This window comes from Streptomyces sp. NPDC002088 (assembly GCF_040296605.1).
Lineage (GTDB): Bacteria > Actinomycetota > Actinomycetes > Streptomycetales > Streptomycetaceae > Streptomyces.
The window spans coordinates 1-18954 of record NZ_JBEOXO010000041.1 but is presented as its reverse complement, the minus strand read 5'-3'; the positions used below and the strand labels follow the sequence as shown (position 1 = coordinate 18954).

At 70.8% G+C, this 18954-nt stretch carries 15 protein-coding genes; 13 read left to right on the top strand and 2 right to left on the bottom strand.

Annotated features, from left to right (window positions below):
• Positions 1–5 precede the first annotated feature (5 nt).
• From ABT114_RS45775 to ABT114_RS45715, 13 genes are all read left to right on the top strand, one after another.
• Complete coding sequence (locus tag ABT114_RS45775) at positions 6–1055, top strand: substrate-binding domain-containing protein (protein WP_351151977.1); 1050 nt, start codon at positions 6–8, stop codon at positions 1053–1055.
• A gap of 59 nt (positions 1056–1114) precedes the next feature.
• Entirely contained in the window at positions 1115–2326 is a 1212-nt protein-coding gene (locus ABT114_RS45770) for a Gfo/Idh/MocA family protein (RefSeq protein WP_351151974.1), read from the top strand.
• 13 nt (positions 2327–2339) lie between these two features.
• Positions 2340–3338, top strand: coding sequence for a sugar phosphate isomerase/epimerase family protein (locus tag ABT114_RS45765; RefSeq protein ID WP_351151971.1), 999 nt, complete (start codon positions 2340–2342; stop codon positions 3336–3338).
• A gap of 80 nt (positions 3339–3418) precedes the next feature.
• The gene (locus ABT114_RS45760) at positions 3419–5923 is read left to right on the top strand and encodes a PQQ-dependent sugar dehydrogenase (protein WP_351151968.1); all 2505 of its coding nucleotides are present in this window, start codon (positions 3419–3421) and stop codon (positions 5921–5923) included.
• A 16-nt stretch (positions 5924–5939) separates the two neighbouring features.
• Positions 5940–7277: a ThuA domain-containing protein gene (locus ABT114_RS45755; protein WP_351151967.1), complete on the top strand. Its 1338-nt coding sequence runs from the start codon at positions 5940–5942 to the stop codon at positions 7275–7277.
• A 111-nt stretch (positions 7278–7388) separates the two neighbouring features.
• Positions 7389–8561, top strand: coding sequence for an inositol-3-phosphate synthase (locus tag ABT114_RS45750; protein WP_351152091.1), 1173 nt, complete (start codon positions 7389–7391; stop codon positions 8559–8561).
• Positions 8562–8719: 158 nt separating this feature from the next.
• Positions 8720–9700, top strand: a complete 981-nt coding sequence (locus ABT114_RS45745; RefSeq protein ID WP_351151965.1) for an SCO3242 family prenyltransferase — start codon at positions 8720–8722, stop codon at positions 9698–9700.
• Positions 9697–10626 (top strand): sugar phosphate isomerase/epimerase family protein, encoded by a 930-nt coding sequence (locus ABT114_RS45740; RefSeq protein WP_351151962.1) that lies wholly within the window; start codon positions 9697–9699, stop codon positions 10624–10626. Before ABT114_RS45745 ends, ABT114_RS45740 begins: the two co-directional genes overlap by 4 nt.
• Positions 10623–11330 carry an EboA domain-containing protein gene (locus ABT114_RS45735; protein WP_351152088.1) on the top strand — a complete coding sequence of 236 codons (708 nt, stop codon included), beginning with the start codon at positions 10623–10625 and terminating at the stop codon, positions 11328–11330. The genes ABT114_RS45740 and ABT114_RS45735 overlap by 4 nt, the downstream gene beginning before the upstream one ends.
• A complete protein-coding gene (locus ABT114_RS45730) occupies positions 11330–12178 on the top strand; it encodes a TatD family hydrolase (protein ID WP_351151959.1) in 849 nt (282 codons plus the stop codon). The genes ABT114_RS45735 and ABT114_RS45730 overlap by 1 nt, the downstream gene beginning before the upstream one ends.
• Positions 12179–12181: 3 nt before the next feature.
• Positions 12182–13387: a metabolite traffic protein EboE gene (gene eboE, locus ABT114_RS45725; protein ID WP_351151956.1), complete on the top strand. Its 1206-nt coding sequence runs from the start codon at positions 12182–12184 to the stop codon at positions 13385–13387.
• Positions 13384–14781, top strand: coding sequence for an alkaline phosphatase family protein (locus ABT114_RS45720; protein WP_351151953.1), 1398 nt, complete (start codon positions 13384–13386; stop codon positions 14779–14781). The genes eboE and ABT114_RS45720 overlap by 4 nt, the downstream gene beginning before the upstream one ends.
• A gap of 88 nt (positions 14782–14869) precedes the next feature.
• Positions 14870–15910, top strand: a complete 1041-nt coding sequence (locus ABT114_RS45715) for a sugar phosphate isomerase/epimerase family protein (RefSeq protein WP_351151950.1) — start codon at positions 14870–14872, stop codon at positions 15908–15910.
• Positions 15911–16014: 104 nt separating this feature from the next.
• Here the strand turns inward: ABT114_RS45715 and ABT114_RS45710 are convergent, their stop codons facing one another.
• Together ABT114_RS45710 and ABT114_RS45705 are read right to left on the bottom strand one after the other, a co-directional pair.
• Entirely contained in the window at positions 16015–17421 is a 1407-nt protein-coding gene (locus ABT114_RS45710; RefSeq protein WP_351151947.1) for an OFA family MFS transporter, read from the bottom strand.
• A 1-nt stretch (position 17422) separates the two neighbouring features.
• Entirely contained in the window at positions 17423–18814 is a 1392-nt protein-coding gene (locus ABT114_RS45705; RefSeq protein WP_351152085.1) for an OFA family MFS transporter, read from the bottom strand.
• Between the last annotated feature and the right edge of the window lie 140 nt (positions 18815–18954).

Below are 18954 nucleotides of genomic sequence, written 5' to 3'. Positions count from 1 at the left end.
CCGACATGCCAGAGCCGACGCCTTTCACGAGCCGCAGAGGACTGCTCTTCGGGGCCGCCGCCGTATCCACCGGTGCCCTCCTCGCAGGTTGCACGAGTAACGAGTCCAAGGACGACAAGCCCGCCGCGAACGGCCAGTCCGCCGCCGACGACAAGCCCGGCAAGCACGTCACCATCGGTTTCGCCGGCCCGCAGGCCGACCACGGCTGGCTCAACGCCATCAACGACAACGCCAAGAACCGTGCCAAGAAGTACTCCGACGTCACCCTGGAGATCACCGAGGGCTCGAACGACACCGCCGCGCAGATCGGCCAGATCGAGACCCTCATCAACAAGAAGGTCGACGTCCTGGTGGTGCTGCCCGCCGACGGCAAGGCGCTCACCCAGGTCGGGCTCAAGGCGATGCGCGCGGGTATCCCGGTCGTCAACCTCGACCGGATTTTCAACTCCCCGCAGGCGTACCGCTGTTGGATCGGCGGCGACAACTACGGCATGGGCCTCAACGCCGGTACGTACATCGGCGAGAAGCTCAAGGGCACGTCGAACGCCAAGGTCATCGAACTGGCCGGGCTGGACAACCTGGAGCTGACCAAGCAGCGCACCCAGGGCTTCGACGACGCCCTGAAGAACTACCCCAACATCAAGAAGGTGGCTCGTCAGGCCGCCGAGTTCACGGTCGAGTCCGGGCAGGCCAAGATGGCCCAACTCCTCCAAGCCCAGTCCCAGTTCGACGCCTTGTGGAACCACGACGACGACCAGGGCGTCGGCGCGCTGCGCGCCATCGAGCAGGCCGGCCGCGAGGACTTCCTGATGGTCGGCGGCGCGGGCGCGCTCTCCGCCTTCCAGGCCATCAAGCAGGACAACGGCGTGCTCAAGGCGACGGTCCTCTACCCGCCGACGATGGCTGCGTCCGCGATCGACCTCGCGCGGGCGCTGGGTCAGGGCAAGGGGGTCGGCGGACTCGCCGAGTTCGAGATCCCGGCCTCGCTGACGCTGTACTCGGCCGTCGTCGACAAGGACAACGTCGACCAGTACATGCCCACCGGCTTCCGCTGACACGTTCCGCCCCGCACCCCCCACGGCGCCATCACGACGAGGACGAGGAGGACATCCGTATGGGACAGCCCCAGCAGTCGGACGGATCGGAGGGCGCGAAGCCGCCGCTGCGCGTCGGTATGGTCGGCTACGCCTTCATGGGCGCCGCCCACTCCCAGGGCTGGCGCACCGTGGGTCACGTCTTCGACCTGCCCCGGCGGCCGGTGTTGGCCGCGATCTGCGGCCGGGACGCCGCCGCCGTGCGCGCGGCGGCCGACCGGCTCGGCTGGGCGGCCGCGGAGACCGACTGGCGTGCGCTGATCGCCCGGGACGACGTCGACCTCGTCGACATCTGCACCCCCGGCGACAGTCACGCCGAGATCGCCCTCGCCGCCCTCGCGGCCGGCAAGCACGTGCTGTGCGAGAAGCCCCTCGCGAACACCGTGGCGGAGGCCGAGGTGATGGCGATGGCAGCCCAAGCAGCCTACGAGCAGGGGAAGTTGACGATGGTCGGCTTCAACTACCGGCGTGTACCCGCCACCGCGCTGGCCCGGCGGATGGTCGCCGAAGGCAGACTCGGCACGCTCCGGCACGTTCGGGTGACGTACCTTCAGGACTGGCTCGTGGACCCCGGGTTCCCGCTCACCTGGCGGCTGCGCAAGGAGCGGGCCGGATCCGGCTCGCTCGGCGATCTGGGCGCCCACATCGTCGACCTCGCGCAGTATCTCGCGGGCGAGCGGCTCGCCGGAGTCTCTGCGCTCACCGAGACCTTCGTACGCGAGCGTCCGCTGCCCGGCGGTCCGACGGCAGGCCTGTCCGCCGGCTCGTCCGCCGTGGGCACCGGACAGGTCACCGTCGACGACGCGGCCGTCTTCACCGGCCGCTTCATCTCCGGCGCCCTCGCCTCCTTCGAGGCGACCCGGTACGCCACCGGCCGCAAGAACGCCCTGCGCATCGAGCTCAACGGCGAGCGCGGCTCGCTCGCCTTCGACCTGGAACGCCTCAACGAACTCCGGTACCACGACGGCACCGAGCCCGCGACGCACGCCGGTTTCCGCCGCATCCTCGTCACCGAATCAGGCCACCCCTATCTGGACGCCTGGTGGCCGCCGGGCCACGGCCTCGGCTACGAGCACACCTTCGTCCACCAGGCCCGTGACCTCGTTCACGCGATCGCCGAGGGCCGCAGGCCGGAGCCTTCCTTCGCGGACGGTCTGCAGGTGCAGCGCGTCCTCGCCGCGGTGGAGGAGAGCGCCGAGAAGAACTCCGTCTACACGCCCATAGCGGTCTGAGGAGGCCACGATCATGCCGCGCACCTTCACCCTCTTCACCGGCCAGTGGGCGGACCTCCCGCTCGAAGAGGTCTGCCGCCTCGCCCGCGACTTCGGCTACGACGGGCTCGAACTCGCCTGTTGGGGAGACCACTTCGAGGTCGACAAGGCGCTCACCGATCCCTCGTACATCGCCTCGCGCCATCAACTCCTCGACAAGTACGGCCTGAAGTGCTGGGCGATCTCCAACCACCTGGTCGGTCAGGCCGTCTGCGACGCCATCATCGACGAGCGCCACCAGGCCATCCTGCCGGCCCGCATCTGGGGCGACGGCGAGGCGGAGGGCGTACGGCGGCGGGCCGCCGCGGAGATCGCCGACACCGCCCGGGCGGCGGCCGCCTTCGGCGTCGACACCGTCATCGGCTTCACCGGCTCGGCCATCTGGCACCTGGTCGCCATGTTCCCGCCCGCCCCCGAGTCGATGATCGAGCGCGGCTACACGGACTTCGCCGAGCGCTGGAACCCGATCCTGGACGTCTTCGACGCCGAGGGCGTGCGGTTCGCGCACGAGGTCCACCCGAGCGAGATTGCATACGATTACTGGACGACACAGCGCACACTGGATGCAGTCGACCGTCGACCGGCCTTCGGCCTCAACTTCGACCCCTCCCACTTCGTATGGCAGGACCTCGACCCGGTCGGCTTCCTGTGGGACTTCCGCGACCGCATCTATCACGTGGACTGCAAGGAGGCCCGCAAGCGCCTCGACGGCCGTAACGGCCGCCTCGGCTCCCACCTGCCCTGGGGCGACCCGCGGCGCGGCTGGGACTTCGTGTCCGCCGGGCACGGCGACGTCCCCTGGGAGGACGTCTTCCGCATGCTGCGCTCCATCGGCTACCAGGGCCCTGTCTCCGTGGAGTGGGAGGACGCCGGCATGGACCGGCTCCAGGGCGCCCCCGAGGCCCTGACCCGCCTCAAGGCCTACGACTTCGAGCCGCCGTCGGCCTCGTTCGACGCGGCGTTCGCCAACTGACCTTCCTCAGGCTTCCGGGATGACGGCGCATCCCGGCGCACGCACCCGCCCGTACAACCGGCCCCTTTCTGGAGGCACCCGTGCACGGGAACGACCGCACCACAAGCACCGGCAGAAACGAGACCCACAGACGACGCCCGTCGCTGCGCCGAGCGATCGCCCTGCTCACCGGCGCCCTGCTGGCAGGCGCTTCCCTCACCCTCACCACACCCCGGGCCGACGCAGCCGTCGCCGGCGCGGGGGCCGCCGCGGCGGAGGACTTCCAGCAGGTCACCCTGGCCAAGGGCGAACCGGAGGTCGGTGAACCCATGTCCCTGGCGGTCCTCCCCGACCGCTCGGTCCTGCACACCTCACGCGACGGCGAACTCCGTATCACCGACGCCGCCGGCAACACCCGCGTGGCCGGCAAGCTGGACGTCTACTCGCACGACGAGGAAGGCCTCCAAGGCGTCGGAGTCGACCCGGGCTTCACCGCCAACCGCTTCATCTACCTCTACTACGCACCCCCGCTGAACACCCCGGCCGGAGACGCCCCCGAGACCGGCACCGCCGCCGACTTCGCGCCCTTCGACGGGGTCAACCGCCTCTCCCGCTTCGTCCTGAACACCGACGGAACCCTGGACGCGGCGAGCGAGAAGCAGATCCTCGACGTCCCGGCCTCCCGCGGCCTGTGCTGCCACGTCGGCGGCGACATCGACTTCGACGCGGCCGGCAACCTGTACCTGTCGACGGGCGACGACACCAACCCGTTCCAGTCCGACGGCTTCACCCCGATCGACGAACGCGCCGACCGCAACCCGGCCTTCGACGCCCAGCGCTCGGCCGGCAACACCAACGACCTGCGCGGGAAGATCCTGCGCATCAAGGTGAACGCCGACGGCTCCTACTCCGTCCCCGACGGCAACCTCTTCGCGCCCGGCACCGACCGGACCCGCCCCGAGATCTACGCGATGGGCTTCCGCAACCCGTTCCGCTTCAGCGTCGACAAGGCGACCGGCATCCTCTACGTCGGCGACTACGGCCCAGACGCCGGCGCCGCCGACCCCGCACGGGGACCCGCCGGCCAGGTCGAGTTCGCCCGCGTCACCGCCCCCGGCAACTTCGGCTGGCCGTACTGCACCGGCGCCAACGATCCGTACGTGGACTACGACTTCGCGACGAAGACATCGGGCGCGTCCTTCGACTGCGCCGCCCCGAAGAACACCTCGCCCCACAACACCGGTCTGACCGACCTGCCCCCGGCCCAGCCCGCCTGGATCCCGTACAACGGCCCGTCCATGCCCGACCTCGGCGACGGCTCCGAGTCCCCGATGGGCGGCCCCGTCTACCACTACGACGCCTCGCTCGACTCGCCGGTGAAGTTCCCCGAGGCGTACGACGGGAACTTCTTCGCCGGGGAGTTCGGCCGCCGCTGGATCAAGCGGATCGTGAGCGACGGCAGCGGCACTGTGCAGTCGATCAACGCGTTCCCGTGGACCGGCACCCAGGTGATGGACATGGCCTTCGGCCCCGACGGCGCGCTGTACGTCCTGGACTACGGCGTCTCCTGGTTCGGCGGCGACGACAACTCGGCTCTGTACCGCATCGAGAACGCCACCGACGGCCATTCCCCGGTGGCGCAGGCCGCGGCCGACCGCACCTCCGGCCAGGCGCCGCTGCGGGTCCGCTTCTCGTCCGAGGGGACCACCGACCAGGACGGTGACGCGCTCACCTACAGCTGGGACTTCGGCGACGGCACCACCTCGACCGGGACAGACCCGACGCACAAATACCGCAAGAACGGCACCTACACCGCGACACTCACCGCCGAGGACCCCTCCGGCCGCACCGGCAGCGCGAGCGTGCAGGTCGTGGTCGGCAACACCGCGCCCACGGTGGTCCTTCGGACACCGAAGGACGGGCAGCTGTTCAGCTTCGGCGACGCCATCCCCTTCACCGTGAAGGTCACCGACCCCGAGGACGGCCGGACCATCGACTGCGCCAAGGTCAAGGTCACCTTCATCCTCGGCCACGACACCCACGGCCACCCGCTCACCTCGGCCAACGGCTGCACCGGCACCCTGCAGACCAGCGCCGACGGGGGCCACGACGAGGACGCCAACATCTTCGGGGTCGTCGACGCCGAGTACACCGACGGCGGAGGCGGCGGCCAGGCCCCGCTCACCTCGCACGACCAGAGCGTCACCCAGCCCCGGCACCGCCAGGCCGAGCACTTCGGCAACGGCTCCGGCGTCTCGGTGATCACCAAGGCCACCGCGCACGGCGGCAGGACGGTCGGAGACATCGACAACGGAGACTGGATCTCCTTCACGCCGTACGTCCTGAGCAACGCCAAGAAGATCACGGCGCGGATCGCCTCGGGCGGCGCGGGCGGCACCCTCGAGGTCCGCGCGGGCTCCTCGTCCGGCACCCTGCTCGGCAAGGCGGCCGTGCCGGTGACCGGCGGCTGGGAGACGTTCCAGGACGTGACCGCCGACCTGTCCCGCGCGCCGAGCGGCACCACCACGCTCTACCTGGTCTTCAAGGGCGGCAGCGGCGCCGGAGCCCTGTTCGACGTGGACGACTTCACCTTCACGACCGGCTGAGAGGAGGAGACGACAGATGCGTTCCAGCCCGACCGCCAGACTCACCACCACGTTCCTGGGCGCGGCCCTGCTCCTTGGCTGTGTCACCGGGCCCGCCGTCCCGCACTCCTCGGACGGCACGAAGCGAATCCTGGTCTTCTCCAAGACGGCCGGCTTCCGGCACGACTCGATCCCTGACGGCGTGGCGGCCGTCCGCGACCTCGGCGCGGCGGGCGGCTTCACGGTCGACGCGACGGAGGACGCGGGCGCGTTCACGCGGTCGAACCTGCGACGCTACGACGCGGTCGTCTTCCTGTCGACGACAGGAGACGTCCTCGACTCCGCCCAGCAGAAGGCCTTCGAGGGCTACATCCACCACGGCGGCGGTTACGTCGGCGTCCACGCGGCCGCCGACACCGAGTACGACTGGGCGTTCTACGGCGGCCTCGCCGGCGCCTACTTCCAGTCGCACCCGGCGATCCAGCCGGCCACGGTGGACGTCGAGGACCGCGCCCACCCGGCGACCTCGGGACTGGCGCCGACCTGGAACCGCACCGACGAGTGGTACAACTACCGCTCGAATCCCCGGGAACGCGCCCACGTCCTCGCCTCGCTCGACGAGACCTCGTACACCGGCGGCACCATGAACGGCGACCATCCGATCGCCTGGTGCCAGACCTACCAGGGGGGTCGGGCCTTCTACACCGGCGCCGGTCACACGAAGGACTCGTACGCCGAACCCGCCTTCCGCGCACACCTGTTGGGCGGAATCCGCTGGGTCATCGGGGACGCCCAGGCCGACTGCCGGCCGGAGAACGGCTACACCTCCCTGTTCGACGGCACCTCGCTGAACGGCTGGCGGCAGGCGGGCCCGGGCTCCTTCACCCTCGACGACGACGGCACACTGACGTCGTCGGGCGGCATGGGCCTGCTCTGGTACGCCGACCGGAGCTTCGGCTCGTACTCGCTGAAACTCGACTGGAAGGCGGCCGGCGACGACAACTCGGGTGTGTTCGTGGGCTTCCCGCCCTCGGACGACCCCTGGTCGGCCGTCGACAACGGCTACGAGGTCCAGATCGACGCCACCGACGTACCCGAGAAAACCACCGGATCCGTCTACGGCTTCCAGTCGGCAGACCTGGAGCGGCGCGACCGCGCGCTGAACCCGCCAGGGGAGTGGAACACGTACGAGATCCGCGTGGAGGGCGAGCGCCTCCGCGTCTGGCTCAACGGTGTGAAGATCAACGACTTCACCAACACCGATCCGGCCCGGAGCCTGCGTGACGGGCACCTCGGCATCCAGAACCACGGAGTCGAGGACCAGGTGTCCTTCCGCGACGTCCGGATCAAGGAACTGCCCGCACCGGGCAACTGAGCGGCGGCGGGCGGGGGACGCCGGACCCCCGCCCGCCGTCTTCCCCCCCACCCTTCTGGGGGTTCCCGCACACCAAGGAGGCTGTCCGTGTCCGTTCCCGTGTCCGTGCCAGTGTCCGCGTCCCCTTCCCGAACCCGTGCGGGTGTGTGGCTGATCGGCGCCCGCGGCTCGGTCGCCGCCACCGTCGTCGCGGGGTGCGCCGCCGTCACCGCGGGCCTGCACCCGCCGACGGGCCTGGTCACCGAGACGCCGCCGTTCAACGCCGCGGGCCTGCCACCCCTGTCCTCCCTGGTCTTCGGTGGCCACGACACCACGGACTGCCCCCTGCCCAAACGGGCGGAGACCCTCGCGGCGGACGGCGTACTGCCGCCCGGCCTGCCCTCGGCGGTCGCCGCCGACCTGGCCGCCGCCGACCGTGAGATCAAAGTGGGCGGCCCGCTCCCCGGCGACACCAGGAACGCGGAGGAACTCATCGAGGCGTTCACCTCCGACATACGACACTTCGTGCGACGTCACCGCCTGGCCCGCGTGGTGGTGGTGAACGTCGCGTCCACCGAACCGGCTCCGGCCGGCCCGGACCTTCCCGCCAGCTCCCTGTACGCGACGGCGGCCCTCCGCGCGGGCTGCCCCTACGTCAACTTCACCCCGTCGGCTGGGCTGAACCACCCGTCGCCGGCCCGGGAAGCGGCGGCGAGCGGTCTGCCGTACGCCGGCCGCGACGGCAAGACCGGTCAGACCCTGCTCCGCGCCGTACTGGGCCCGATGTTCGCGCACCGGGCGCTCACCGTGCGGGCCTGGTCCGGCACGAACCTGCTCGGCGGCGGCGACGGTGCCTCCCTCGCCGACCCCGCCGCCGCGGCGGCGAAGAACGCGGGCAAGGAACGCGTCCTCGCCGACACCCTCGGCACGACCCCCCAGGGCCAGGTCCACATCGACGACGTCCCCGCCCTCGGCGACTGGAAGACCGCCTGGGACCACATCGCCTTCGACGGCTTCCTCGGCACGCGCATGGTGCTTCAGACCATCTGGCAGGGCTGCGACTCGGCGCTGGCCGCACCGCTGGTACTGGACCTGGCCCGCCTGCTGCTGCGCGCCCACGAGGCAGGCCTGTCCGGCCCGCTGCCCGAACTCGGCTTCTACTTCAAGGACCCGGTGGGGGACGGACCATCGGCGCTGGCCGACCAGTACGCGGAACTGACGGCCTTCGCCCACCGGCTCGCGCAAGCACGCGCGGGAGCACATACGGACGACCGGCCGACGGAGCACACCGGGGAGCAGCGGTGAGACGGCGGCCGGCGGTGGGCGCGGATGTCCCTGGCCGTGTGGCCGCCGCCGGGTCGGACGGTGTGGTTGCTGACGCGCCGAGCCGTGTGGGCGCGGATGTCCCTGGCTGTGTGGCCGCCGACGGGTCGGACGGTGTGGTTGCTGATGCGCCGAGCGGTATGGCCGCCGATGCCCCGGCCCGCGTGGCCGTCGAAGTCCGGCACCGCGCGCATGACTCGCCCCCCGACCACGTCCACGCCCGGAACACCCCCCGTGCCTGGGCCGAACTGCTTCGCCTGCCCGCTCTGTTCACGGTTCCCGGCGACGCCCTGGCGGGCGCGGCGACGACCGCAGCGCATCCCGACTCCCGCACCCTGCTCGCCATGGGCTCCTCCCTCTGCCTGTACGAGGCCGGCATGGCCCTCAACGACTGGGCGGACCGCGAGGAGGACGCCCGGGAACGCCCGCACCGTCCCGTCCCGTCCGGCCGCATCCGACCCGCCACGGCGCTCACCGCGGCCTGCGTCCTGACCGCGGGCGGCCTGGCTCTCGCGGCCCGCGCGGGCCGCCCCGCCCTCGCCGTCGCCGCACCCCTCGCGGCAACCGTCTGGACCTACGACCTCGCCCTCAAGCACACCCCCTTCGGTCCCCTGGCCATGGCGGCGGCCCGCGGCCTCGACCTGCTCCTCGGCGCCGCGGCCACCTCCGGCCACCTCCGCGAGGCCCTCCCCTCCGCCGCCGTCCTCGGCACGCACACCCTCGCGGTCACGGCCGTGTCCCGCCAGGAGACCCGAGGCGGCTCACCGCTGGTCCCCATGACGGCGTTGGCCATCACCGGCCTCCTGACCGGCCTGCTGAGGCACCACCCGTCCCGACCCCGCCCCAACCATCCGGGGCCACCCGTCCGAGGCCTGCCCGACAGCCTGCCGCGCACTGCCCTGACCGCCGCCTACGCCGTGACAGCGGCCCGTCCCTACTTCCACGCCACCCTCAATCCCTCACCCCCACTCACCCAGCGAGCCGTGGCAGGCGGCATCCGCGCCACGATCCCCCTCCAGGCCACGCTCGCCGCCCGCTCCGGCGCCGGCGTCACCGCGCTGTTCGTGGCGGCCCTCGCCCCGCTCGCGGGGAGGTTCGGGAGGAAGGTGAGCGTCACATGAGCCCCCTCACGCACCTCTCCGGGCCGGACCCGGACCAGGACCCCGAGCCGAGGAAGGGGGGACTTCGCTTCGGCTACGGCACCAACGGTCTCGCCGATCTCCGCCTCGACGACGCCCTCGCCCTGCTCGCCGACCTCGGCTACGACGGCGTCGGGCTGACCCTCGACCACATGCACCTCGACCCGCTCGCCCCGGACCTCGCCGCCCGCACCCGCCGGGTCGCGCACCGCCTGGACGCCCTCGGCCTCGACGTCACCGTGGAGACGGGCGCCCGCTATGTGCTCGACCCGCGCCGCAAGCACGGCCCCTCCCTGCTGGACGCCGATCCCGACGACCGCGCCAGGCGGGCCGACCTGCTGATCCGGGCCGTGCGGGTCGCCGCCGACCTGGGCGCCCACGCGGTCCACTGCTTCAGCGGCACCACCCCGGCCGGCACGGATGAGGACGCGGCCTGGCAGCGCCTGGCCGAGGGTCTCGCCCCGGTCCTGGACGCGGCCACCGCCGTCGGCGTCCCGCTCGCCGTCGAACCCGAACCGGGCCACCTCCTCGCCACGCTCGCCGACTTCCACCGTCTGCGCCGCACCCTCGGCGACCCGGAACTCCTCGGCCTCACCCTCGACATAGGCCACTGCCAGTGCCTCGAACCCCTTCCTCCCGCCGACTGTGTCCGCGCCGCCGCCCCCTGGCTGCGCCACGTCCAGATCGAGGACATGCGCCGCGGCGTCCACGACCATCTCCCTCTCGGTGCCGGGGACATCGACTTCCCGTCCGTCCTCGCCGCCCTGACCGCCGTCGGCTACCGGGGCCTGACCGTCGTCGAACTGCCCCGCCACTCCCACGCCGGCCCCCACCTCGCCGAACTCTCCCTTCCCTTCCTCCGCACCGCGGCCGCCTCCTCACGAGGGAGCACCCCATGCACCCCATGACCCACCCGCACGCCGACCCGGGACCGCGGGCGGCAGGCAGCCGGGGCGCCACCCCCGCCCTCATCCCGCCGAACGAACTGCGCGCCCACCTCGAGGCCCGCCTCGGTGGCGCCGCCCACGCCTGGCTCGGCCAAGCCCTCGACGAGGCCGCCGCGCACCCCGGTACCCACGGCCCCATCTCCGTGTGGGAGTTGCGCCTGGCAGAGGCCGGTCGCCGCTGCGGCCCCGGGTACGCCGACGCCGCCCGTGTCCTCATCCTCGACGCGGCCCGCGCCGACCCGGCCGCCCTCGCCCGCGTCTACTCCCAGGGCACCGCCGACGAACGGCGCGCCGTCCTGCACGCCCTGCCCCACCTGGTTCCGGGCCCCGACGCCCTCCCGCTCGTCGAGGACGCTCTGCGCACGAACGACACCCGGCTCCTGGCCGCAGCCGTCGGCCCGTACGCCGCCCGGCACCTCGGCCCTCACCAGTGGCGGCATGCCGTCCTGAAGTGCCTCTTCACCGGAGTGCCCGTCACCGCGGTGGCCGATCTGGCCCGACGCGCCCGCGGCGACGCGGAACTCGCCCGCATGCTCGACGACTACGCCGCCGAACGCACCGCCGCGGGCCGTCCCGTCCCCGAGGACCTCCACCGCGTCCTGGCCCTGACGAGGGCCACCACCACGCCGCGCGGTACGGACGACCCCCACGGCAAGGAGGCCTGATGCGCATCTTCGACCCCCACATCCACATGACGTCCCGGACCACCGACGACTACGCGGCCATGCGGGCCGCGGGTGTCCGCGCCGTGGTCGAGCCGTCCTTCTGGCTCGGCCAGCCCCGCACCTCTCCCGCCTCCTTCCTCGACTACTTCGACTCCCTGCTGGGCTGGGAGCCCTTCCGCGCCGCCCAGTACGGCATCGCGCACCACTGCACGCTCGCCCTCAACCCCAAGGAGGCGAACGACCCGCGCTGTGTCCCCGTCCTCGACGAACTGCCCCGGTATCTCGTCAAGGACCAGGTGGTGGCCGTCGGCGAGATCGGCTACGACTCGATGACCCCCGCCGAGGACACCGCCCTGGCCGCCCAGCTCCAACTGGCCGCCGACCACGGGCTGCCCGCGCTGGTGCACACGCCGCACCGCGACAAGGCCGCCGGTCTGCGCCGCACCGTGGACGTCGTCCGGGAGTCCGCACTGCCCCCGGACCGTGTCCTGCTGGACCACCTCAACGAGACCACCGTCGAGGAGGCCAAGGACAGCGGCTGCTGGCTGGGCTTCTCCGTCTATCCCGACACCAAGATGGACGAGCGGCGCATGCTCGACATCCTCCGCCGGTACGGCCCCGAGCGGGTCCTGGTGAACTCCGCCGCCGACTGGGGCAGGAGCGATCCCCTCAAGACCCGCAAGGTCGGCGACCTGATGCTCACGGACGGCTTCACCGAGGACGACGTCGACCGGGTGCTGTGGCGCAACCCCGTCGCCTTCTACGGCCTCAGCGGCCGCCTGAACCTCGAGGTGGCGCCGGCCGGCGCCAGCCACGAGGGCAACTCCGTGCTGCGCGGCGGGGAATGAGCGATGCGCTTCCGCCACCGTGACGGGTCCACCGTCCACCTCGCCTACTGCACCAACGTCCACCCCGCGGAAACCCTCGACGGCGTCCTCGCCCAGCTTCGCGACCACTGCGAACCCGTCCGCCGCCGACTCGGCCGCGACCGCATCGGCATCGGCCTGTGGCTCGCCAAGGACGCTGTCCAGGTACTGGTCACCGACCCCTCCGCACTGCGCGGTCTGCGCACCGAACTCGACCGGCGCGGACTCGAAGTCGTCACCCTCAACGGGTTCCCCTACGAAGGCTTCGGCGCCGAACGGGTCAAGTACCGCGTCTACAAGCCGGACTGGGCCGACCCCGAACGCCTCGAACACACCACCGCCCTGGCCCGCGTCCTTGCCGCACTCCTCCCCGACGACGTCACCGAAGGCAGCATCTCCACGCTGCCTCTCGCCTGGCGCACCGCCTACGACGAGCGGCGTGCCGAGACCGCGCGGACGTTCCTGCGCACCCTCGCCGACCGCTTGGACGCGCTCGAGGAACTGACCGGCCGCTCCATCCGGGTCGGCCTGGAACCGGAACCCGGCTGCACGGTGGAGACCACCGGCGACGCCATCGCCCCGCTGACCGCGATCGCCCGCGACCGCATTGGCGTCTGCGTCGACACCTGCCACCTCGCCACCTCCTTCGAGGACCCGCACACCGCCCTGGACGCGCTCGCCCGAGCCCGCGTCCCCGTCGTCAAAGCACAGCTCTCAGTTGCCCTGCACGCCGAACACCCCCATCTCCCCGACGTCCGCGAAGCCCTTGCCGCCTTCGACGAACCCCGCTTCCTGCACCAGACCCGTACGTCCCCCACTCTCGACTCCGTTCGAGTGGGAGGGACCCCCGTCGCCGCCGGTCTGCGCGGCACCGACGACCTCGGCGAGGCCCTGAAGGGCGAATCCCTGCCCGACGGCTCTCCGTGGCGGGCCCACTTCCACGTCCCGCTCCACGCGGCCCCCGCCGCACCCCTCACCTCCACGCTCCCCGTACTGAAGGACGCGCTGAACCGGCTCGTCGGCGGCCCGCAACCGCTCACCCGTCACCTGGAGGTGGAGACCTACACCTGGCAGGCACTCCCGCCCCGACTGCGTCCCCGGGGCCGGGCCCAGCTCGCCGACGGCATCGCCGCCGAACTCACCCTAGCCCGCGACCTGTTGACGGACCTAGGTCTGAAGGAACTCCCATGAGCACCCACCGCACCGGCACGGGCCCGACCCCCCTCCTCGTCCTCGACGTCGTCGGCCTCACCCCCCGTCTCCTCGACCACATGCCCCACCTCAAGGCCCTCGCCCAGTCCGGCTCCCGTGCGCCCCTGGGCACCGTCCTGCCCGCCGTCACCTGCGCCGCCCAGTCCACCTTCCTCACCGGCACCCTCCCCTGCGAGCACGGCATCGTCGGCAACGGCTGGTACTTCCGCGAACTCGGCGACGTACTGCTGTGGCGCCAGCACAACGCACTGGTCGCCGGGGACAAACTGTGGGACGCCGCCCGCCGCGCGCACCCCGGCTACACGGTCGCCAACATCTGCTGGTGGTACGCCATGGGTGCCGACACCAACATCACCGTCACCCCCCGTCCCATCTACTACGCCGACGGCCGCAAGGAGCCCGACTGCTACACCCGGCCCACCGCCCTGCACGACGAACTCACCGGGAAACTCGGTACGTTCCCCCTCTTCCACTTCTGGGGTCCCGGTGCGGACCTCGTATCCAGCCGGTGGATCATTGACGCCACCCGTCACGTCCTGCGCACCCGCCACCCCGACCTGGCGCTGTGCTACCTCCCTCACCTCGACTACGACCTGCAGCGCTTCGGCCCCGACGACCCGCGCTCCCTGAAGGCGGCCGCGGACCTGGACGCCGCCGTGGCTCCGCTCCTGGACGACGCCCGCGCCGAGGGCCGTACGGTCGTGGCGCTCTCCGAGTACGGCATCACCCGCGTGAGCCGGCCCGTCGACATCAACCGGGCCCTGCGCCGCGCCGGCCTGCTCGACGTGCACACGCAGGACGGCATGGAGTACCTCGACCCGATGGCGTCACGCGCCTTCGCCGTCACCGACCACCAGATCGCCCACGTCTACGTGCGCCACCCCGAGGACCTCGATGCCACCCGCGCAGCGCTCGACGGTCTGCCCGGCGTCGAACAACTCCTCGATGACGAGGGCAAGAAGAGCCATCACCTCGACCATCCGCGCTCCGGCGAGCTGGTCGCTGTCGCGGAGCCGGATGCCTGGTTCACGTACTACTACTGGCTCGACGACGCCCGCGCACCCGACTTCGCGCGACTCGTCGAGATCCACCGCAAACCCGGTTACGACCCGGCCGAACTGTTCATGGATCCCCTCGACCCCTACGTCAGGGTCAAGGCGGCGACCGCGCTGGCCCGCAAGAAGCTCGGCCTGCGCTACCGCATGGCGGTCGTGCCCCTGGATCCGGCACCTATTCGCGGCAGCCACGGTCGGCTTCCCACGAGCGACGACGACGGTCCGCTCCTCATCTGCTCCACCCCCCGCGCCGTCGGCGACCGCATCGCGGCCACCGACGTGAAAGCACTACTGCTCCAACTGGCCGGTCTCACCTGACCGGCACCACAGGACCGGTCTCTTCCGACTGGTCACAAGTGAAGCACTCACCACTGACAACGCCCTCCGACCTCGAGGAGTTCCAGGCATGAGCCGCATGTCCCAGACCGATCCCGAACTCACCCATCGCCTCACCCGACGCGGCATGCTCGGTGTGGCCGCCGGCGCCACCGCCGCGGCACTGCTCGGCGCCGCCGCGGTACCGGCGACCGCCGCCACCGAGACCGCCTCCGGCACCGCGGGCCGCGGCCGTCCCGTGCTGCCGCCCGGGCGCCTCGGCATCCAGCTCTACAGCCTGCGCGACAAGGTCTCCACGCTCGGCTTCGCCCCCGTCTTCGCCGAACTGGAGGCGTACGGCTACGACGAGATCGAGTTCGCCGGGTACACCCAGGGCTCCGCGGGCCCGATCACCCTCGCCCAGCTCAAGCGGCTGGCGAGAGACCACGGCCTGACCCCGATCGGCAGCCACGTCGGCTACTACTCCGACGACCCGAACGCCTACACCTTCGCCCAGAACCTGACCAAGGTCCTCGACGACGCCCAGGCCCTCGGCCTCAAGCACATCGGCACGGCCTCCGGCCCGTTCCGCTACGGATCGACCGTCGACGCCTGGAAGCGGGCGGCCGAGGAGTTCAACACCTATGGCGCGGCGGCGAAGGCGCGAGGCATGAAGTTCTACCAGCACAACCACTCCGACGAGTTCTCCTTCGCCACCGACAATCCGAAGGTCCGCCTCTACGACGTCCTGCTCGCCGAGACCGACCCCGACCTCGTGTTCCTGGAGATGGACATCTTCTGGGCGTACGCGGGCCAGTTCCGCTTCGCCAAGCGGCCCGACGGCTCACCCGCCCCCTTCGAGCCCCTCGACTACGTCCTCAAGCAGCCGCACCGCTACCCGCTCTTCCACGTCAAGGACGGCGTCAGCGACCCGTCGAACCAGTTCGGCTACCGCATGGTCGACGTCGGTGACGGCGACATCGACTACCAGCGGTTCATCTCCGCCGTCAGCCGGCTGCGCGGCGAGCGCCTGGCCCACCACTGGCAGACCGAGCACGACAGCCCGACCGAGTCGTTCACGTTCGCGCGGCGGTCCAGTGAGTACCTGCACTCCCTGCGTGAGAACTGCTGAGAGCGCGCACCCGAGCGCATGAGGCGGCCCTCCCCGAGTCCCGGGGAGGGCCGCCTCATGCGCACGAAATCGATCGACGCCCGATCGACGCCCGTTCGGTGCCGTCAGCCCGCGGGCTGCGGCTGGACGGTCGGCGTGGTGTCCCGGCTGTGTCCCGGCTGCCGAAGCAGCAGGGTGATCGCCGCCGCGACCATCGAGACGGCGCCGGCCAGGGCGTACGCGCCGTTGTAGCCCCAGGCCGCGACCACCATGGAGCCCAGGCCGCCGCCGAACAGGCCGCTGATCAGCTTGCCGCTGTACACCAGCCCGTAGTTGGTGGCGTTGTAGTTCTCGCCGAAGTAGTCCGGGGTCAGCGCCGCGAACATCGGGTAGAACGCGCCGCCGCCGAAGCCGGAGAGGAACGCGAAGAACAGGAACAACCACTCGCTCTTCAGGTCGCCGGCCAGGATCACGCCGAACTGCGCGAGGCCCAGGACGACGATGACGAACACCAGGGTCGACTTGCGGCCCCACTTGTCGGACAGCCAGCCGACGACCCCGCGGCCGATTCCGTTGATGACCGCCATGACGCCCATCGACGAGGCCGCCACCAGTGGACCGAAGCCGACCTCCTTGGCGAAGTCGACCTGGAAGGAGATCCCGAAGATCGACACGCCGGCGGTCATCACGATGGAGATCCACATCAGGGGGAGCATGCCGGTCCTGATGGCCTCCTTGGGCGTGTACTGCTTCACCGCCGGAGGGTTCTTGGCGAGGCTCGCCGCGTTCTTCGCGTCGCCGGAGAACGTCAGGGGATCGACGTCCGCCGGCCACCAGTTCTTCGGCGGGTCCTTGAAGAAGAACGCGCACCCGAACACCACGATCAGGATGTAGCAACCGATCAGGTCCAGCACCCGGTGGTAGTTCCCGGTGTCGAACGCGTAGTTGAAGATGAAGATGAACGGCAGCGACCCGTACGCGAAACCGCCGTTGACGAACCCCGTCTTCGCGCCGCGCCGCTCGGGGAACCACTTGCCGACCATGTTGATGCAGGTCGCGTAGACCAGTCCGGCACCGATCCCACCGACGACGCCGAAGCCCAGGATCGCCAGCAGGACGTTGCTCAGGTGGGAGAGGGCCAGGAAGCCCACGACGCACATGCCGGAGCCGATGTACATGGCCCTGCGGGCGGTCAGGATGCCCTTCTCCCGCAGCCAGCCCGCCGGGAAGGCGATGCCGGCCTGGAAGAACACCCAGACGCTGAGGATCCAGAAGGTGTTGCTCTGCGTCCAGCCGTGCGCGTGGGACAGGGTGTCCTCGGCCGAGCCGTACGCGTATTCGAAGACGCTGATGGCCATCATGGCGATCCACGGCAGATACACCATGATCTTGCGGGAGTACCCGAGGATGTCCCGGTCGGTCTCACCGACACGGTAGACGCGGCCACGTGAGTCGGTCACTTCACGGTAGGGACGGTGTGCGGCGTCGGGGTCTGCCGACGAACTGTTGGTCGCGATGGGATCTGCCGTCATATCAGGCCATCTCCTCGCCGAGCGGCTGCGGGTTGGGAACGATGCGACGACGGGCCTGCGGCCGTCCGGGCGGCCTGAGGAAGAGCGCCAGTACCGCGGAGGCCAGCCCGATGGAACCTGCGATGATGAACGCGCCCTCGTAGTCCCACGCGCCGACTACGATCGAGCCGACGCCGGAGCCCACGAGGCCCGAGATGAGCTTCGAGCTGTAGACCATCCCGTAGTTGGTGGCGTTGTTGTTCTCGCCGAAGTAGTCCGCCGTCATGGCAGCGAAGAGCGGGAATATGGCACCGCCGCCGAAGCCGGAGACCATGGAGCAGAACAGGAAGAACGGCATGCTGCCCATCTGGCCGGAGACCAGCACGCCGAACTGGGCCGTGCCGAGCACGATGCAGACGATGATCAGTGTGTTGCGGCGCCCGTAGCGGTCGGATATCCAGCCGATCACGCCGCGCCCGGTCCCGTTGACGATCGCCTTCAGGGACATCGCCGTGGCCACGATCCCGCCCGCGAAGCCCATGTCCTTGCCGAACGGCACCTGGAAGGCGATACCGAAGATGTTGATCCCGGCCGTGCACAGCAGACAGAACCACATCATCCACAGGACGGGCGTACGGGCCGCCTCCTTGGGGGTGTACTGCTTCAGCGCCGGCGGGTTCTTCTCCAGCGCCCGCCGGATCTTCGGGTCGTCGGTCATCTTGAGCGGGTCGACGTGCGGCGGCCACCAGCTCTTCGGCGGGTCCTTGAAGAACCACCCCGCGAACGCCACGACGGCGCAGCAGACGAGGCCCACCGTCACCAGGACGCCCTCGTAGTTGCTCAGGTCCATGTACGAGGTGAACAGGAAGACGAAGGGCACCGAGCCGTAGGCGAAACCGCCGTTGACCATGCCGGTCTTGCCGCCCTTGCGCTCCGGATACCACTTGCCGACCATGTTCACGCAGGTCGCGTAGACAAGGCCGGCGCCGATGCCACTGCACACGCCGAAGCCGAGATAGGCGACGATCACGTTCGGCGCGTACGCGAGGGAGAGATAGCCGAGGATCGTGCCCAGCGCGCCGAGCATCATCGCGTACCGGGCGGGCAGCCTGCCGCTCTCCCGCAGCTGCCCGGCCGGGAAGGCCACGGCCGCCTGGAAGAACACCCAGACGCCCATCAGCCAGAAGATGTGCCCACTGCTCCACAGATGGGCCTCGTGCAGTGTGTCCTCGGCCGACGTGAACGCGTACTCCGAGGAACTGATGCCCAGCATGCCCATCCACGGGAAGAGCACCATGGTCCAGCGTGGCCGCCCCATGATGTCCCGGTCGGTCTCGCCGATCCGGTACACGCGGCCGTTGCGGTCCGTCACCTCCCTGTAGGGGACGGACGTCGAGTAGTCGGTGGTTGTCATGTCGCTCAGCACCCCTTGCGTCGAAAGCTCTGGCCAGCGCCCCCTGTCCAATGCCGTACGCCCCTCCCGCCACCGCGCCAGCAGCTCGTCCGGCGGGAGCGCGGCCCCCTCTTCCGCGCCCTGGTCGACGAACGAGTCGG

What these genes read in the sequence shown, in the direction of transcription:
- ABT114_RS45775 (WP_351151977.1), top strand. Translation starts at nt 6, where the DNA reads ATGCCAGAGCCGACGCCTTTCACGAGCCGCAGAGGACTGCTCTTCGGG.
- ABT114_RS45770 (WP_351151974.1), top strand. Translation starts at nt 1,115, where the DNA reads ATGGGACAGCCCCAGCAGTCGGACGGATCGGAGGGCGCGAAGCCGCCG.
- ABT114_RS45765 (WP_351151971.1), top strand. Translation starts at nt 2,340, where the DNA reads ATGCCGCGCACCTTCACCCTCTTCACCGGCCAGTGGGCGGACCTCCCG.
- ABT114_RS45755 (WP_351151967.1), top strand. Translation starts at nt 5,940, where the DNA reads ATGCGTTCCAGCCCGACCGCCAGACTCACCACCACGTTCCTGGGCGCG.
- ABT114_RS45745 (WP_351151965.1), top strand. Translation starts at nt 8,720, where the DNA reads ATGGCCGCCGATGCCCCGGCCCGCGTGGCCGTCGAAGTCCGGCACCGC.
- ABT114_RS45740 (WP_351151962.1), top strand. Translation starts at nt 9,697, where the DNA reads ATGAGCCCCCTCACGCACCTCTCCGGGCCGGACCCGGACCAGGACCCC.
- ABT114_RS45735 (WP_351152088.1), top strand. Translation starts at nt 10,623, where the DNA reads ATGACCCACCCGCACGCCGACCCGGGACCGCGGGCGGCAGGCAGCCGG.
- ABT114_RS45730 (WP_351151959.1), top strand. Translation starts at nt 11,330, where the DNA reads ATGCGCATCTTCGACCCCCACATCCACATGACGTCCCGGACCACCGAC.
- eboE (WP_351151956.1), top strand. Translation starts at nt 12,182, where the DNA reads ATGCGCTTCCGCCACCGTGACGGGTCCACCGTCCACCTCGCCTACTGC.
- ABT114_RS45720 (WP_351151953.1), top strand. Translation starts at nt 13,384, where the DNA reads ATGAGCACCCACCGCACCGGCACGGGCCCGACCCCCCTCCTCGTCCTC.
- ABT114_RS45715 (WP_351151950.1), top strand. Translation starts at nt 14,870, where the DNA reads ATGAGCCGCATGTCCCAGACCGATCCCGAACTCACCCATCGCCTCACC.
- ABT114_RS45710 (WP_351151947.1), bottom strand. Translation starts at nt 17,421, where the DNA reads ATGACGGCAGATCCCATCGCGACCAACAGTTCGTCGGCAGACCCCGAC.
- ABT114_RS45705 (WP_351152085.1), bottom strand. Translation starts at nt 18,814, where the DNA reads ATGACAACCACCGACTACTCGACGTCCGTCCCCTACAGGGAGGTGACG.